The sequence below is a fragment of the Brevibacterium sp. R8603A2 genome, from assembly GCF_023072605.1.
GTDB classification, from domain to species: domain Bacteria; phylum Actinomycetota; class Actinomycetes; order Actinomycetales; family Brevibacteriaceae; genus Brevibacterium; species Brevibacterium pityocampae.
In genome coordinates this window covers 1-15,116 of sequence record NZ_JALLGN010000010.1, presented here as the reverse complement: position 1 = coordinate 15,116, position 15,116 = coordinate 1, and the positions used below count along the sequence as shown (strand labels likewise).

Here is a 15,116-nt window from a genome sequence, read left to right as displayed (position 1 = left end):
TTCCTCCTTCGTTCACGCCTGGGCGTGGGTCTGCGCGAATGCGCGGGCGGCCTCGAGGTCGTCCGCGGACTTGAGCGCGAGCGTCTCGACGCCCTTCATCGCCCGACGGGCGAGCCCGGTGAGGGTGCCGCCGGGGACGAGCTCGATGAGCCCGGTGACGCCCATGTCGAGGAGCTGCTGCTGGCACAGGTCCCAGCGCACGGGGCTCGTCACCTGGTCGACGAGCAGCTCCAGGTATTCCGTGCCGGAAGCGACGCTGCGGCCGTCGGCATTGGTGAGGACGGTGAGCTGCGGGTCGTGCACCGTCAGGGTGCCGGCGAGATCCCGCAGCGGCTCCTGCGCGGGGGCCATGTACGCGGTGTGGAAGGCGCCGGCCACCGGCAGCGGGATGACGCGGGCGCGCTCGGGGGCGTTCTCCACCAGCGCGTCGATGTTCTCCAGTGCACCGGCGGCCACGGTCTGCCCGCCGCCGTTGATGTTCGCCGGTGCGAGACCGGCGGCCTCGATCGCGGCGAGCACCTGATCCGGGTCGCCGCCGACCACGGCGGCCATCCCGGTCGGGGCGGCCGCGGAGGCCTCGGCCATGCCGGTGGCGCGCACGCGCACGAACTCCATCGCGGACTCGGCGTCGAGGATCCCGGCGATCTGCGCGGCGGCGATCTCCCCGACGGAGTGGCCGGCAACCGCCTGCGGGGCGGGCAGGTCGCGCAGGAGCTCGCGGGAGGCGGCGATCGCGGAGGCGACGAGCAACGGCTGCGCGAGCGCGGTGTCCTTGAGTGTCGCGTCGTCGGATTCGGTGCCGTGGAGCCTGAGGTCGATCCCGGAGGCCGCGGACAGCGCGTCGATGGATTCGGCGAAGCCGGGGAGCTCGAGCCAGGAGCTGAGGAATCCGGATTTCTGGGCGCCCTGTCCCGGGCAGGCGATGACGAGCACTGGTGAGGGGTCCTCTCGGTCGACGTTCTGGTCCAACTTAGGTCAGGGGACTGCCGGGCACAGTGGATTTGTGTCCGTTCGACAATTGCCCGGCCTCGGACAGTCGTCCGTACACCAAGGCGATCCGCACGACGAAACCGGCGCGCGCCTCGGTCGGGTCGATGCCGATGAGACCGGTGATCTTCCGCAGCCGGTAGCGCACGGTGTTGGGGTGGACGTGGAGGGCCTTCGCGGTGGTCTCCAGGGAACCGCCGAACTCGAGGTAGGCCGCGACCGTGTCATGGAGCTGCCCGGAGCCCGCACCGAGCGGCTCGTAGAACCGTGAGATGAGTTCGGCGACGGCGCTGCGGTCCCCGGCGATCGCCCGCTCCGGCAGGAGATCGGCGGCGTGGACCGGGCGCGGGGTGGCCGGCCGGGCCGCGGCCGTCCGGAGCGCCCAGACGGCGGCCGAGGCCGAGGTGCCCGCCTCGGCCAGCGAGTCGACCCGGGGTCCGATGATGACCTCCGAGGGGCCGAAGTAGTGGGCGAGCGAGGTCACGGTGCGGTCGATGTCTTCGACCCCGCCGAGCACGATGAGGAGCCGGTCGTCGTGGACGCCGAGGAGCGCGTCCTCCGCCCACTTCTGGGCGGCCCGTCGGATCTCGTCGATGCTCCGGTGGGCGCTGCGCTTGGGCGCGCGGCCGACGAGCACGTGGACGGCGCCGTCGGAGCGCCAGCCGAACGCCGCGGTGCGGCTGGCGAGCTCGTCGACGGAGTCCCCGCGCACGAGCGCGTCGATGACCATCGCCTCGAGCCGGGCGTCCCAGCTGCCGCGCGCCTCGGCGGCCCGGGCGTAGACGTCCGCGGCGGCGAAGGCGATCTCGCGGGAGTAGATGAGCACGGCCTCCTTGAGGCCGGACTGCTCGGAGGGGCGGGCAAGCTCGGTCACCCGCTCCTCGACGACCTGCACGACGACCCGGAGGAGCTGCAGGGTCTGCTGGAGCGACACCGAGCGCACGAGCTCGCGCGGGGCGGACTTGAAGATGTCGCCGACCACGCGCAGCGGCGTCTGGGGTTTGCGGTACCAGTCGATGAAGGAGGAGATGCCGGAGTTGGCGAGAACGACCACCCAGCCGCGGTCGGCCGAGCTCATCGCCCGGTACCAGGGGAGCTGCGCCTCGATGCGCTGGAGGGTGAGCTTGGAGAGCACGGCCTGTCCGGCCTTGAGCCTGCGGCTGGTCTCGGCGCGTCCGCGGATCGCAGCGGACTGGGCATCGGCGGCTGTCGGCATGATCCCCACTGTAACCGCAGACCGACAACTTTCTTGTGCCCGGACCACAAGACGGGCCGCGGAGGTCTCCCTCCGCGGCCCGTCCTGTGATGCCGCCGGTCGCAGCGAGCAGCGGTGCCGGTCGCTCGTGCCGGTCGGTGCGGTCAGGCGCTGGCGCCCTCCGTCGAGCCGGTGGCGCCGGCCCGCGGATCGTCGAGCTGGTACTTCTTCGCCGCCTCGGCCGCGGTCGACGGGTCGATCTCCCCGGTGTCGGCGAGGCTGATGAGCGCCTGCACGACCACGGAGGGGGCGTCGATGAGGAAGTGGCGGCGGGCCGCCGGGCGGGTGTCGGAGATCGCGTAGCCGTCCGCGCCGAGCGAGGTGAAGTGCCCCGGCACGTACTGGCGGATCATGTCCGGCACGGTGCGGGTGTAGTCGCTCGTCGCGATGATCGGACCGCGCGCCTCGGCGAGCTTCGCGGTGACGAACGGGATCCGCTTCTCCGCGGCCGGATCGAGCAGGCGCTCGTCGTCGCAGGCGAGGCCGTCGCGGCGCAGCTCCTGCCACGAGGTCACCGACCACACGTCGGCGCTCACGCCCCAGTCCTCGGCGAGGAGGCGCTGGGCCTCGACGATCCACGGCACCGCGACGCCGGAGGCGAGCAGCTGGACCTTCGGGCCGTCGAGCTCGGGACCGTCGGCGAGCTTGTAGATGCCCTTGAGCACACCTTCGACGTCGAGGTCCTCCGGCTCCGGCGGCTGCACCATCGGCTCGTTGTACATCGTGATGTAGTACATGACGTTCGGGTCGCGGGAGTCGTCGGGCCCGTACATCCGCTCGATCCCGTCACGCACGATGTGGCCGATCTCGTAGGCGTAGGCCGGGTCGTAGGAGATGATCGACGGGTACGTCGAGGACAGCACGTGGGAATGCCCGTCACCGTGCTGCAGGCCCTCGGCCACGAGGGTGGTGCGTCCGGCGGTCGCGCCGAGGATGAACCCGCGGGCCATCTGGTCGCAGGCCGCCCAGAAGGCGTCGCCGGAGCGCTGGAACCCGAACATCGAGTAGAAGATGTAGAACGGGATCAGCGGCTCGCCGTGGGTGGCGTACGAGGTGCCCACCGCGGTGAGCGCGGCGGTCGAGCCGGCCTCGTTGATGCCCATGTGGAGCAGCTGGCCGTCGGTCGCCTCCTTGTAGGCGAGGAACAGGTCGCGGTCGACGGAGACGTAGTTCTGCCCGTGCGGGTTGTAGATCTTGGCCGTCGGGAAGAACGAGTCCATGCCGAAGGTGCGGGCCTCGTCCGGGATGATCGGGACGATCCGCGGGCCCCACTCCTTGTGGCGCATGAGGTCCTTGAGGATCCGCACGAACGCCATGGTGGTGGCGATCTCCTGCTTGCCGGAGCCCTTCTTCGCGCCGGCGAACTCCTTGTCGCCGGGCAGCGCGAGGTCGACGTACTTCGAGCGGCGCTCGGGGGTGAACCCGCCGAGCTCGTGACGGCGATCGAGCAGGTACTTGATCTCCGGTGCGTCCTCACCGGGGTGGTAGTACGGCGGGAGCTTCGGGTTCTCCTCGAGGTCCTTGTCGGAGATCGGGATGGAGAAGTGGTCGCGGGCCATCTTGAGGTCCTCGAGGGCCATCTTCTTCATCTGGTGGGTGGCGTTGCGCGCCTCGAAGTGCGGGCCGAGCGAATAGCCCTTGACCGTCTTGACGAGGATCGCGGTCGGCTGACCGGTGTGGTTCATCGCCTGCTGGTACGCGGCGAACACCTTGCGGTAGTCGTGGCCGCCGCGCTTGAGCTGCCAGATCTGCTCGTCGGAGTAGTCCTCGACCATCGCCTTGGTGCGCGGGTCGCGGCCGAAGAAGTTGTCGCGCACGAATCCGCCGGACTCGCCCTTGTACGTCTGGTAGTCGCCGTCGGGGGTGGCGTTCATGAGGTTGACGAGCGCGCCGTCGCGGTCCTTGGCGAGCAGGGCGTCCCATTCGCGACCCCAGATCACCTTGATGACGTTCCAGCCGGCACCGCGGAAGAACGCCTCGAGCTCCTGGATGATCTTGCCGTTGCCGCGCACCGGGCCATCGAGGCGCTGGAGGTTGCAGTTGACGACGAAGGTGAGGTTGTCGAGCTCCTCGTAGGCGGCGGTCTGGAGCATGCCGCGGCTCTCCGGCTCGTCCATCTCGCCGTCGCCGAGGAATGCCCAGGTGTGCTGCTGGGAGGTGTCCTTGATGCCGCGGTTGTGGAGGTACTTGTCGAACTGCGCCTGCGCGATCGCGTTCATCGGGCCCAGGCCCATCGACACTGTGGGGTGCTCCCAGAACTCGGGCATGTGCCGCGGGTGCGGGTAGGACGGGATGCCGCCGGGCTTGTCGCCGATGCGGTGGGAGACCTGCTGGCGGAAGCCGTCGAGCTGGTCCTCGCTCAGCCGGCCCTCGAGGTAGGCGCGGGCGTACATGCCGGGGGACGCGTGTCCCTGGTAGAAGATGTGGTCGCCGCCGCCGGGGTGGTCCTTGCCGCGGAAGAAGTGGTTGAGGCCGACCTCGTAGAGGGTGGCGGCGGAGGCGTAGGTCGAGATGTGGCCGCCGACCTCGATCCCGGGTCGCTGGGCGCGGTGGACCATGACAGCGGCGTTCCAGCGGATCCAGCGGCGGAAGCGGCGCTCGAGGTCCTCGTCGCCGGGGAACCAGGGCTCGTCGTCGGGCCCGATGGTGTTGACGTAGTCGGTCGCCGTGAGGCTGGGCACGCCGAGGCTCTTCTGGCGGGCGCGCTGGATCAGCCGGAGCATGACGTAGCGGGCCCGGGTCCGGCCGCCGTCATCGACCAGGGAGTCGAGGGACTCGAGCCATTCCTGGGTCTCTTCGGGGTCGATATCGGGAACGTGGCTCGGGAGACCGTTGAGAATCGGTCCGCTGCTCTTGTTGACCACTTCGTGGAGTCCTCTCGGTTCGACGGGGTGCCGTCGGCGGACGGGCGGGAACGTGGGCGCCGGTGCTGGATGAGCGCCGTCGGCCATCTCCGCCTCAGGGGCTCCTCCCAGCCTAGTCCGGTTTCGCCGCCGTGCGTAAGGGTGCGCGTGTGGCGGCGGTCTCCCTCCCGCGGAGCATCCTCTCTGTCCCGCGGCGGGGCACGCACCGGGCGTGTGGACGGTGCGCGGCGGGCGAGCGGCGGGCCGGGGCGGCGTCCCTGAGTATCGATTGTGTGAATTCTGACCGGTGTCCGAGCGATGTATTTGCCCCCACAGCAGTCGGGCGTGGACAATGTGCGCATGAGCACTACGCCTTCCGAAAGGACACTGCACACATCCGAGGCTGACCTCGGGGAACTCAAGGACAGCCTGGGCCTCAAGGCCGGGCAGTACATCCAGGAGCTCGGGTACGACGACGACGTCGACTTCGACCTCCGCGAGGTCATCGAGGCGATCACCGGCGAGGAGATGGCCGACGACGATGTCGACGACGTGTTCGATGTCGTCGTGATGTGGTGGCGCTCGGACGACCCGGACCTCACCGACGCGATCGTCGACGCGCAGACCATGCTCGGCCAGGGCGGCTTCGTGTGGCTGTTCACCCCGAAGGCCGGTCGTCCCGGCCACATCCCGCCGGCCGACATCTCCCATGCGGCGCCGACGGCGGGCATGCACCTGACGAAGACCATCAGCGCCGGACCGGACTGGTCCGGGTTCCGGCTGGTGGGCAAGAAGAATTACAGCTGAGCGCCGGTGCCCGCCCTCGCCGTCGGATCGATCGCGCCGGAGTTCGCGCTGCGATCGCAGTACGGCGAGCCGCTCGAGCTCGCCGCGCTGCGACGCGAGGGGCCGGTGCTCCTCGTGTTCTACCCCTTCGCGTTCTCCGCAGTGTGCGGGGGCGAGATGCATGTGCTCCGGGAGCTCCACGAACACTTCACCGCCGCCGGCATCACCGTGATCGGCGTGTCCGTCGACTCGAAGTACGCCCTGCAGGCGTGGTCTCTGGACATGGGCATCCCGTTCTCCCTCGCGGCGGACTTCTGGCCCCACGGTGAGGTCGCCCGCGCCTACGGCGTGTTCGACGAGGAGCGCGGCATGGCGACGCGCGGCACCTTCCTCATCGGCACGGACGGCACGGTGGAGCAGGTGCTCACGGGCCCGGTGGCCGAGGCGCGCGATTTCACCGTGTTCCTGCCCGCCGGGCAGGCCCCACCGAGCTGATCGCCCCTGCCGGGGTGATCGTCGTGCCGCGGGTCCCGTACCCGGTGCAGTCGGCATCGCCGGCAGCAGTCGCCGCCGTCTGCGGCACTGAGCCCGGTCGATCTCCACGCTGCGCCGCCCACGAACCGCAATCCGCAACCGGAAGGACTGATCATGGCAAGCATCTTCACGAAGATCATGGCAGGGGAGATCCCCGGCGCCTTCGTCTACGAGGACGAGAAGTGTGCTGCGTTCCTCGACGTCGCCCCGATGACCGATGGACACGTGCTCGTGGTCCCGCGCGAGGAGATCGACCACTGGATCGACCTGCCCGAGGACCTCGCCGCGCATCTGTTCGGGGTGGCGCAGAAGATCGGCGTGGCGCAGAGGACGGCGTTCGGCTGCGAGCGGATCGGTGTGATGATCCAGGGCTACGAGGTGCCCCACGTCCACATCCACGTCTGGCCGACGAATGCGATCAAGGACTTCGATCCCGCGAACAAGGGCCCGATGGCCGAGCCCGAGGTGCTCAAGGCCAACGCCGAGCGCATCACCGCCGCCCTCTGACGAGACCTCGATTTCAGAAGGTTCCTGAGAGCTGGAACGCCGTTCTTCGCAATCTCGATGCCGCTCGCCGAGACTGCAATATCTGGTGGAACCGCTCTCAGGAACCTTCGAAAATTGCTGTTTCACGGGGATGAGAAAACCGGCCCGGATCAGCGTTTGTGCTGATCAGAGCCGGTTTCCGGATGGTCGGGATAGCGGGATTCGAACCCACGACCTCCTCGTCCCGAACGAGGCGCGCTACCAAGCTGCGCCATATCCCGATGCGCGAAGCAAGAACAACTATAACCACACCCGGGGGATTCGACCAATTCGGCTCCGTCCCCTTCGCGTGGCCTGTGATCGGTGTCACTCGTCGTAGTGTCCGGGCCATCGGGCGGCCCGGCTCGAGCGGGTCTGCTCGAGCATGTCTGGTAGGAATGGAACGGCCGCACGCAGGGAATCGAGGCGCAGGGAGGAGCAGGTATGGCATTGACCCCGGAGTCGATCACCGACACCGCGCTCGAGGTGCTCTCCCGGTTCGGCATGGGCGACCTGTCGATGCGCCGGCTCGCCCGGGAGCTCGACGTGCAGCCCTCCGCCCTGTACTGGCATGTGAAGAACAAGCAGGAGCTGTTCGCCCTCGTCGCCCGCCGATTCACCGAGCAGGTGGATACCCGGTGCCCGGCCGCAGCGAAGCCCGCACCGGTGGTCGTCGCCCTCGCCCTGCGCGAGGTGCTCCTGAGCTACCGCGACGGCGCGGAGATCCATCTCCTCGCCTACGCCCTCGAAGCCGAACGCACCGTGCCCGAGGCGCTGGCCGCCGCCCTCGACGGGCACCGGCTCGCGGCGACAATGGGGTTCGTGCTCGGCCAGGTGGCCGTCGAGCAGAACCGCGCGATGCTCGGGGTCGATGACCCCGACGCCGAGGACATCTTCATCCACGGCCTGCGCGCTCTCCTCGGCACATGACGAGGGCCGCCCCGGTCGGGGCGGCCCTCGTTCGACCGGTGCTCCGCAGGCGGAGCGGATCTGTTGTCGTCGAGCTCAGTCCTCCTGCTCACCGAACTGCGCCTCGGCGATGGCGCGGAGGGCGGCGAGGTGCCGGGTGAGGGCTGAGCGCCCGTCCTCGGTGATCGCCAACCAGGTCCGGGGACGCTTGCCGACGAAGCCCTTCGATACCGTGAGGAGCCCGGCCTTCTCGAGAGTCGTCATCTGCCGGGAGAGCACCGAATCGGAGACCCCGAGCGTCTCGCGGATGAGCTTGAACTCCGCGCGCTCCCGGTTCTGCAGGCCGGCGAGCATGGCCAGGCGGGTGGGATGGTTGAGGTCGGGGTGGAGGGCGTCGAGCGTGCCGGCGATGTCGGCCCCCGACGTCGAGTTCTTCGTGTCCATGACGCGGTCTCCTGTTCTGCGACTCAGTCGCGCAGTTCGAGAAGGGCAGCGATCGGCGTGGCGACCCAGATCGCGGCCGCGGCCGCGAACGGCACCCAGCCGAATCCGAGCACTCCGACCGTGGAGACGCCGAGGACCAGGCACAGCGTGGCGAACACGACGAATCCGACGAACCGGAAGGTCGTGCCGCGCTGCCAGCCCTTGGCGTACCGGAAGTAGAGGATGAACGCGGGCACGAGCCAGGCGAGCCCCGCGCCGACCATGAGCGTCCCGCCGGTGGTGGTGCCTGCGACGACCTGGGCCAGGAGCGCGAGCGAGAGGACGGCGCCGAGCACCATCTCGAGGACGACGATCGGCCAGGCGTCGGACTGCTTGGCGCTGCGGGTCGAGGCGTCCGCGCGTTCGACGAGTGCGGCTGCTTCGGCGGGGGAGATGTTCGTGTGCTGGGTGTTCATGGCGGTTCCTCCTGGTGTGGATGTGCTGTTGGAACCAACGTAGCAAATAGTTTCCAGTATGGAAAGTAGTTGCGGAAATACCACTACTTTTCAGGGCGTGAGGACCGCGATGGCGGCGGCGACATCCTCCTCCGTCGAGTACAGGTGGCAGGACAGCCGGATGCTGCCCCCGCGCACCGCGTGGCTCACCCCTGCCTCGTCCAGCGTGCGGCTCGCTCCGTCGAATCCGTCGAGGGAGAGGATCGGCGAGTCGCCCGGCGGCAGGCCGAGGCCCGCGCGCAGGCGGTTCGCCAGGCCGACCGCGTGGGCGCGCACGGCCTCGAGGTCGAGGGAGGCGAGCCAGGGGAGCGCGACCCCGGCACTCACGTGGCTCAGCCACGCCGGCGAGGCGTCGAAGCGCCGGGCGTCCGCGTGGAGTTCGGGTGTCAGGCCGTACATCGAGCCCTGGAGGTCGGCGCCGGCGTACCAGTTCGCCGCGAGCGGCCTGATGCCCGCCGCGGTGTCGGGTCGGAGCGCCATCCAGGCGGCTCCGCGGGGGCTCAGCAGCCATTTGTAGCCGGCGCACACCACGGCATCCGCCCAGTCGAGATGCAGGGGCATCCACCCGGCCGTCTGCGTGACGTCGAGCAGCACGCGGGTGCCGGCGCGCTCCGTCGCCTCCCGCAGGCCGTCGAGGTCGATCATTGCGCCGTCCGTGGACTGGGTCACGCTCACCGCCACCCAGTCGTAGCCCGGGGCGGCCCCCGGCAGCTCGGCGAGCGGTCGGGAGTCCACGACGACGCCTCGGGGGCGGTGGACGGCGAACGGGTAGGTCACGCTGGTGAACTCGTCGTCGGCGACGAGCACCCGGGCCCCGTCCGGCACCGCTGCGGCGACGAGCCCGATGAGCGCCGAGGCGCTGCCGCCGATCGTCACGCTGCTCACCGGCACCCCGATGAGATCGGCGTACCCCTGGCGCGCGGCCGCGACGGGAGGGTCGTACTCTGCGACCGTCGTGCGTCCCTGCGCCCAGCGCTCGAGTGCCGTCCTCATCGCCTCCGCGACGCGGCCCGGCGGAATGCCGATGCTCGCGGTGTTGAGGTATCCGGTCGGAATGTCGAAGGTCTCTCCCCAGCTGTGACGCATGCCACTGGACCCTAGCATCCGAGGCTCAGCCGCGCTCCCATTCCGCGCGCGGCCCGGGCACCGCGAACATGAGCGGGTGGAGCGCTGGCACGTCACCGTCCCGCGCCCGCTCCGCGCAGGCCTCGGCGTGCGCGGGGCTGCGGATGGTGAGCTTGGCCAGCAGGTGGTCCCACTCGAACGCGATCTGCCCCTCGGCGACCTCGATGGTGCCGTCCCACGCGTCGTCGACGATGAGGCCGCGGTTGAAGGTGTAACCGCGGGCATCCGCCTCGGCGGCGAGCCCGGAGAGGTAGGCGCCGATCGCGGCGACCGGCGCGTCGAGCTCGCGGAAGCGCACGAGCTGCGGGTGGCTGCGGTACCCACGGGTCTGCCCGCGCAGCACCTTCTGGGCGAGCAGCGTCTCCCGCCAGCAGGCGATGAGCCCCTGCCGGTCGAGGTGGGAGGGGTGGAGCGACCAGATGCGCACAGGACCCGCGCTCAGCCGGTGGGCGCGGTCTCGTCGAACAGGATGACCTGCCGGACCGCCCGTCCGTCGGCGAGGGTGTCGAGGGCGGCGTTGATGTCGGCGAGCCCGATGTGCCCGGAGATCAGCTCGCCCACCGGGAGCCGCCCGTCGCGCCAGAGCCCTTCGTAGACGGGGATGTCCCGGGCCGGCACCGCGGAGCCCAGATAGGAGCCGATGATCGTGCGCGCTTCGGCGGTGAGGGTGAGCGGCGCGATCGAGGACCGGGCATCGGGGGAGGGCAGGCCCACCGTGACCGTCGTGCCGCCCACCCCGGTGAGCCGCACGGCGGTCTCGAAGGCCTGGGGGTGGCCGGCGGCCTCGATAACGACCGGGGCGCGCACTTCGGCGTCCTCCGCCTCCTCGGGTGTGTGGACGGCGTCCGCGCCGAGCTCGGTGGCGCGGTCGAGCTTGTCGCGGTTCGCATCGACCCCGATGACCTTCCCCCGGCCCAGGGACACGGCGGTGATGAGCGCGGCCATCCCGACCCCGCCGAGGCCGACGACGATGACGTCGTCACCCTCGGCCGGGTCGCCGGCGTTGATCACAGCGCCGCCGCCGGTGAGCACGGCGCAGCCGAGCACGGCCGCGATGTCCGCGGGCACATCGTCGCCGACGGGCACCACGGAGGTGCGGTGGAGGACTGCATGGGTGGCGAAGCCGGACACGCCGAGGTGGTGGAGGACGTCCTCGTCGCCGCGGTGGAGGCGGATGTGGTCGCCGACGAGGTGTCCGGCGTTGTTCGCCGCGGTGCCGGGGGTGCAGGGGAGCTTGCCGTCGGTGCGGCAGTTCGCGCACTCCCCGCAGCGCGGCAGGAACACCGTGCTGACCTGCTGGCCGGGGGCGAGGTCGGTGACGGCCGACCCGACCTCCTCGACGATCCCGGACGCCTCGTGCCCGAGCAGCATGGGGACGGGGCGGACCCGGTTGCCGTCGACCACGGACAGGTCCGAGTGGCACAGGCCGGCCGCGCGGATCCGGATGCGCACCTCCTCGGGTCCGGGCGGGTCGAGCTCGAGCTCCTGGACCCGCAGCGGTGCGGACTCGGCGTACGGGCGCGGGGCCCCGATCTCCTCGAGGACAGCTCCGGTGATCTTCATCCTGGCTCCTTCTCCTGTGCGCCGCCGGGTGGGGGCGGATGCGTCGTCGTGCATCCGACGCTACCGGTTCCCAGGCGCCGGCGGCAGGGGAACCCACCGACCGGTGGATGCACCCTCCGTCCCATCCTCTCGGCGGGAGCGACGCCTCATCAGGTGTGCTGAGGGCTCCCACGCCCCACGGTGACATCACTCGGGGTGCGGTCCGCGCACCTCGGGAGCGGGTGCGCGCCGTGGAGCACGCTCGCAGCCAGACCCGTGCAGGCGCCGAGCAGGAGCAGGCCGGAGAGGTAGATCGCCCACTCGGTGAAGTTGCCGCCGACGAACTCGACGAGGACGAACGCGATGAGCACCGGACCGGCCCAGCGCGGCGCGGTGCCGGAGCGGAGGTGGGCGATGCCGAGGAGCACCAGGCCCACCACCGTGCAGATCAGGCCGGCCATCATGAACGGCATCAGCGGCAGGTAGGACTCGAGCCGGCCGGCGGCCGCGAGGTTCGCGGTGGGGTCGGCGGCCAGCGCGTGGCGAGCCATCTCGACCCCGCAGAACACGGTGTGGCCGAAGCCGCCGAGGATGGCGAGTGCGCCGCCGATCGACGTCAGCCTGGGGGTGGCCGGATGGAGCCAGACCGCGACTCCGACGAAGGCGATCATGAAGGCGAGCTGGCTGAGGGCGAGCGTCAGGACGGCGATCGGGGCGGTGGCGCCGGCGTCGGCGATCACGAGCAGGCTGTTCTGGGGGTCGACGGCGCTGTGGGGGAGGAGCAGTGTCCAGACGATCGACATGGTTGCGAAGAGGACGAGGCTGATGGCGACGAGAAGTCGAAGTTTTCTGTTCATGTCTCCAGCACACCACCGCAGAGCGCGCCCGGCATCGACCCCGGGGTCGTGCCCGGTGTCCTCCGCGGGATGAGCCTGAGGCTGCTCGATGTCACCCATGGTTGACTCCCGCGGCGGCCTGCCCGTGCAGCACCGAGATCCGCGCGGACCGCCTCGGCGCCGGGAACGCCACCAGGGAGGGCCCGGGGAGCAGTGAGCACCACTGTTGTAAGGTCCGAAGATTGTCATCCGTGGGATGACGCCTCGGGTGCCCAACCGGCCTACCGTGAACATGTGGAGCGGCACCGGTCCAGGATCGTCGATCTCATGATCGCCCTCGCTGTGCTCGTGGTCGGCCTGCTGGAGATCTGGGTCCCGTTCGTCTCCCGCGAGGGGGACGGAAATCTGTGGCTGTCCTCGGCGCAGGTCGTCATCGTGGCGGCTGTCATGGTGGTGCGCCGCACCCGCCCGCTCCTCGCCGCCGGGGTGGCCTTCGTCCTGTTCAGCGGTCTGCACATCGCGGCGGTGACCTACCTGCTGTTCTACGGACAGTTCGTCCCGATGGTGCTGACGACCTTCGCCGTGGCCCGCTACGGGAAGGGCCGGGAGCCCTACCTCGGTGCGGCGCTGATCATCGGCACCATGCTCGTCGGCGACCTGCTCGTGCCGGAGCTGCAGGTCCCTGACGAGATCGTCTTCCACTGGAGCGTACTGTTCGGCGCCTATGCCCTGGGAACCTGGCAGCGGGTGATGGCGAACCAGGCCGCGCTGGCGCGGCAGCAGGCGATCGACGCCCAGGTTCAGGCCGCGGCCCGGACCGCACAGGCGATTCTCGGGGAGCGCACCCGGATGGCGCGTGAGCTGCACGACGTGGTGGCCCATGCGATGAGCGTGATCGTCGTCCAGGCGGGAGCGGCCCAGCTCGTCAGCGACGACGAGGACGAGGTGCGTCGTTCGCTCGAGACGATCCGGCTCACCGAGGCCGAGGCGCTGGCGGAGATGCGGCGGTTCGTCACGATGCTCCGGGATCAGGACGAGACCGCCCTGCGCGTGCCGCAGCCGGGACTGGCCGCGGTCACGCAGCTCGTCGACGACGCTCGCGACAGTGGGCTCCCGGTCACCCTCGCGGTGCACGGCACTCCAAGGTGCCTGCCGGCGGGGATCGACCTCGCGGCCTATCGGATCGTCCAGGAGGCGCTGACCAACGTCCGGCGGCACGCGACGGGTGCAGCGGCGGTCGAGGTGACCGTCGATCATGCGGAGGACGGGCTGCACCTGGGGGTGCGCGATGACGGGACCTCCGTGGCCGGGACGAGCGGTTCGGGCCACGGCCTGATCGGGATGCGCGAACGGGTCGAGCTCTACGGCGGATCCCTGCGCGCCGGCCCGGCGGATCCGCGCGGCTTCCTCGTCGAGGCCGTCCTGCCGGTGGAGCGATCGTGACCACCTCGGTGCTCATCGTCGACGACCAGGAGCTGCTCCGGGCGGGATTCCGGCTGATCCTCGAGAAGTCGGGGTTCGACGTCGTCGGGGAGGCCGCCGATGGGGTCGAGGCCATCGAGCGGGCGAGGGCTCTGTCCCCGGACGTCGTGCTCATGGACATCCGGATGCCGCGCCTGGACGGGATCGAGGCCACCCGCCGGATCGTGGCGCAGCTCCCCGCGACCAGGGTGCTCGTGCTCACCACCTTCGACCTCGACGAGTACGTCTACGATGCGGTGCGGGCCGGCGCGTCCGGCTTCGTGCTCAAGGACCTGCGCCCGGCCGACCTCGTCCGGGCCGTCGAGATCGTCGCGACCGGCGAGTCGATGCTCGCCCCGCAGGTCACCCGGCGACTGCTCGAACAGTTCGCACCGCCGCCGTCGCAGGCAGTGGCGCTGCCCGTGTTGACGGACCGCGAGACGGAGGTGCTCACGCTCATCGCGGCGGGGAGGTCGAACACCGAGATCGCCGGTCTCCTCTTCCTCAGCGAGGCGACGGTGAAGACCTACGACTCGCGGCTGCTCGCCAAGCTCGGCCTGCGCGACCGGGTGCAGATCGCCGTCCTGGCCTACGAGAGCGGACTCGTGCTGCCCGGATCGGGGTGACCGGCGGTGTGAGTGCGGGACGCCGATGTCCCGCCGCACGGGAAGGCGATCCACTCCGACCAGGTCACGGCCGCACCCACATAGCGCGGCCGCTCGAGCCGCCAGTCGCGGGCGACTGTGGAGCGTGCCGGGGCTACACCGGGAGTCCACGCCTGCGCCGCCGCGCGCGGTTGGCGAGCGCGGCCGCGGTGCCGAGGAAGACGAGCGCGGTGACGACCCAGACCGCGCGGATCCCGAGGGCCAGGTAGCACAGGCCTCCGAGCACCGCTCCGAGGGCGAGCGAGAGCCAGAGAAGGAAGTACCCGAGCCAGGCGGAATGGGCACCGCCGAAGAAGACGCCGACGAATCGCTGCGACATCTTCACCAGGGTGCCTGTCATGTAGGTCAGAGAGATCGCGACCTCGCCGTCGCGTTCGAAGATGCTGTTCATCGAGCCCACGGTGAAGGACAGGCTGAGCACCGCGGGCAGATCGTGCCCGGCGAGGACCAGGGCCGAGGCGATCATCGCCGTGAGGCAGACGAAGAGGAGGACGAGCTCACGCGGTCGGGTGGGCGGCAGGTGGCGGTGGGCGAGTCGACTGACGAGTGAGCCGATCATCACACCGAGGAGGAACAGGGCCATCTGTTTAGCAGCGTCTTTCGGTAGCGTGTGTGTGGCGAACCGGTAGCGCGGGCGGGACGACCGGGTAGCGGCGATCCCGCCCGCGGTGGTGTTCAGTCGGCGGCGTCGAGTTTGGTGTGGCGACGCA

General features: G+C 70.3%; 16 protein-coding genes and 1 tRNA gene. 6 read left to right on the top strand and 11 right to left on the bottom strand.

The annotated features are described in order from the left end of the window. Positions 1–12: 12 nt before the first annotated feature. From MTQ12_RS10810 to aceE, 3 genes are all read right to left on the bottom strand, one after another. A complete protein-coding gene (locus MTQ12_RS10810; protein ID WP_247618704.1) occupies positions 13–933 on the bottom strand; it encodes an ACP S-malonyltransferase in 921 nt (306 codons plus the stop codon). A gap of 37 nt (positions 934–970) precedes the next feature. After that, positions 971–2,203 (bottom strand): PucR family transcriptional regulator, encoded by a 1,233-nt coding sequence (locus MTQ12_RS10805; RefSeq protein ID WP_247618626.1) that lies wholly within the window; start codon positions 2,201–2,203, stop codon positions 971–973. A 143-nt stretch (positions 2,204–2,346) separates the two neighbouring features. After that, positions 2,347–5,106 carry a pyruvate dehydrogenase (acetyl-transferring), homodimeric type gene (gene aceE, locus MTQ12_RS10800; RefSeq protein WP_247618625.1) on the bottom strand — a complete coding sequence of 920 codons (2,760 nt, stop codon included), beginning with the start codon at positions 5,104–5,106 and terminating at the stop codon, positions 2,347–2,349. A 339-nt stretch (positions 5,107–5,445) separates the two neighbouring features. On the opposite strand from aceE, the gene MTQ12_RS10795 reads away from it, so the two are divergent. The 3 genes from MTQ12_RS10795 (at position 5,446) to MTQ12_RS10785 (ending at position 6,912) form a co-directional block, all read left to right on the top strand. Next, positions 5,446–5,892 carry a DUF3052 domain-containing protein gene (locus MTQ12_RS10795; RefSeq protein WP_137319605.1) on the top strand — a complete coding sequence of 149 codons (447 nt, stop codon included), beginning with the start codon at positions 5,446–5,448 and terminating at the stop codon, positions 5,890–5,892. Positions 5,893–5,898: 6 nt separating this feature from the next. Further along, entirely contained in the window at positions 5,899–6,366 is a 468-nt protein-coding gene (locus MTQ12_RS10790; protein ID WP_137319606.1) for a redoxin domain-containing protein, read from the top strand. A 153-nt stretch (positions 6,367–6,519) separates the two neighbouring features. Next, on the top strand, positions 6,520–6,912 hold the full coding sequence (locus MTQ12_RS10785; RefSeq protein ID WP_247618624.1) for an HIT family protein: 393 nt from the start codon (positions 6,520–6,522) through the stop codon (positions 6,910–6,912). A 183-nt stretch (positions 6,913–7,095) separates the two neighbouring features. Here MTQ12_RS10785 and MTQ12_RS10780 read toward each other — a convergent pair. Further along, positions 7,096–7,172 (bottom strand) — tRNA-Pro (locus MTQ12_RS10780). A gap of 202 nt (positions 7,173–7,374) precedes the next feature. Between MTQ12_RS10780 and MTQ12_RS10775 the strand changes: the two genes are divergently transcribed. Next, positions 7,375–7,860, top strand: coding sequence for a TetR family transcriptional regulator (locus tag MTQ12_RS10775; RefSeq protein ID WP_247618623.1), 486 nt, complete (start codon positions 7,375–7,377; stop codon positions 7,858–7,860). Between the two features lie 75 nt (positions 7,861–7,935). Here the strand turns inward: MTQ12_RS10775 and MTQ12_RS10770 are convergent, their stop codons facing one another. From MTQ12_RS10770 to MTQ12_RS10745, 6 genes are all read right to left on the bottom strand, one after another. After that, the gene (locus tag MTQ12_RS10770) at positions 7,936–8,283 is read right to left on the bottom strand and encodes a transcriptional regulator (protein ID WP_247618622.1); all 348 of its coding nucleotides are present in this window, start codon (positions 8,281–8,283) and stop codon (positions 7,936–7,938) included. A 23-nt stretch (positions 8,284–8,306) separates the two neighbouring features. Then, positions 8,307–8,738 carry a hypothetical protein gene (locus MTQ12_RS10765; RefSeq protein ID WP_247618621.1) on the bottom strand — a complete coding sequence of 144 codons (432 nt, stop codon included), beginning with the start codon at positions 8,736–8,738 and terminating at the stop codon, positions 8,307–8,309. Positions 8,739–8,828: 90 nt separating this feature from the next. Next, complete coding sequence (locus MTQ12_RS10760; protein ID WP_247618620.1) at positions 8,829–9,863, bottom strand: aminotransferase class V-fold PLP-dependent enzyme; 1,035 nt, start codon at positions 9,861–9,863, stop codon at positions 8,829–8,831. A 25-nt stretch (positions 9,864–9,888) separates the two neighbouring features. After that, positions 9,889–10,329, bottom strand: a complete 441-nt coding sequence (locus MTQ12_RS10755) for a pyrimidine dimer DNA glycosylase/endonuclease V (protein WP_247618619.1) — start codon at positions 10,327–10,329, stop codon at positions 9,889–9,891. 11 nt (positions 10,330–10,340) lie between these two features. After that, positions 10,341–11,465: an alcohol dehydrogenase catalytic domain-containing protein gene (locus tag MTQ12_RS10750; RefSeq protein WP_247618618.1), complete on the bottom strand. Its 1,125-nt coding sequence runs from the start codon at positions 11,463–11,465 to the stop codon at positions 10,341–10,343. 149 nt (positions 11,466–11,614) lie between these two features. Continuing rightward, positions 11,615–12,301 carry a hypothetical protein gene (locus MTQ12_RS10745; protein WP_247618617.1) on the bottom strand — a complete coding sequence of 229 codons (687 nt, stop codon included), beginning with the start codon at positions 12,299–12,301 and terminating at the stop codon, positions 11,615–11,617. A gap of 306 nt (positions 12,302–12,607) precedes the next feature. Between MTQ12_RS10745 and MTQ12_RS15240 the strand changes: the two genes are divergently transcribed. Both MTQ12_RS15240 and MTQ12_RS10735 read left to right on the top strand, forming a co-directional pair. Further along, the gene (locus MTQ12_RS15240; protein WP_247618616.1) at positions 12,608–13,723 is read left to right on the top strand and encodes a sensor histidine kinase; all 1,116 of its coding nucleotides are present in this window, start codon (positions 12,608–12,610) and stop codon (positions 13,721–13,723) included. Then, positions 13,720–14,367 (top strand): response regulator transcription factor, encoded by a 648-nt coding sequence (locus MTQ12_RS10735; protein WP_247618615.1) that lies wholly within the window; start codon positions 13,720–13,722, stop codon positions 14,365–14,367. Before MTQ12_RS15240 ends, MTQ12_RS10735 begins: the two co-directional genes overlap by 4 nt. 133 nt (positions 14,368–14,500) lie before the next feature. On the opposite strand, the gene MTQ12_RS10730 is transcribed toward MTQ12_RS10735, so the two are convergent. Next, a complete protein-coding gene (locus MTQ12_RS10730) occupies positions 14,501–14,989 on the bottom strand; it encodes a DUF1275 family protein (RefSeq protein WP_247618614.1) in 489 nt (162 codons plus the stop codon). Positions 14,990–15,116 lie beyond the last annotated feature (127 nt).

Excerpts from the sequence above, each read along its gene's own strand:
- MTQ12_RS10805 (WP_247618626.1), bottom strand. The coding sequence starts at position 2,203 with ATGCCGACAGCCGCCGATGCCCAGTCCGCTGCGATCCGCGGACGCGCC.
- MTQ12_RS10795 (WP_137319605.1), top strand. The coding sequence starts at position 5,446 with ATGAGCACTACGCCTTCCGAAAGGACACTGCACACATCCGAGGCTGAC.
- MTQ12_RS10785 (WP_247618624.1), top strand. The coding sequence starts at position 6,520 with ATGGCAAGCATCTTCACGAAGATCATGGCAGGGGAGATCCCCGGCGCC.
- MTQ12_RS10775 (WP_247618623.1), top strand. The coding sequence starts at position 7,375 with ATGGCATTGACCCCGGAGTCGATCACCGACACCGCGCTCGAGGTGCTC.
- MTQ12_RS10770 (WP_247618622.1), bottom strand. The coding sequence starts at position 8,283 with ATGGACACGAAGAACTCGACGTCGGGGGCCGACATCGCCGGCACGCTC.
- MTQ12_RS10765 (WP_247618621.1), bottom strand. The coding sequence starts at position 8,738 with ATGAACACCCAGCACACGAACATCTCCCCCGCCGAAGCAGCCGCACTC.
- MTQ12_RS10760 (WP_247618620.1), bottom strand. The coding sequence starts at position 9,863 with ATGCGTCACAGCTGGGGAGAGACCTTCGACATTCCGACCGGATACCTC.
- MTQ12_RS10750 (WP_247618618.1), bottom strand. The coding sequence starts at position 11,465 with ATGAAGATCACCGGAGCTGTCCTCGAGGAGATCGGGGCCCCGCGCCCG.
- MTQ12_RS10745 (WP_247618617.1), bottom strand. The coding sequence starts at position 12,301 with ATGAACAGAAAACTTCGACTTCTCGTCGCCATCAGCCTCGTCCTCTTC.
- MTQ12_RS15240 (WP_247618616.1), top strand. The coding sequence starts at position 12,608 with ATGATCGCCCTCGCTGTGCTCGTGGTCGGCCTGCTGGAGATCTGGGTC.
- MTQ12_RS10730 (WP_247618614.1), bottom strand. The coding sequence starts at position 14,989 with ATGGCCCTGTTCCTCCTCGGTGTGATGATCGGCTCACTCGTCAGTCGA.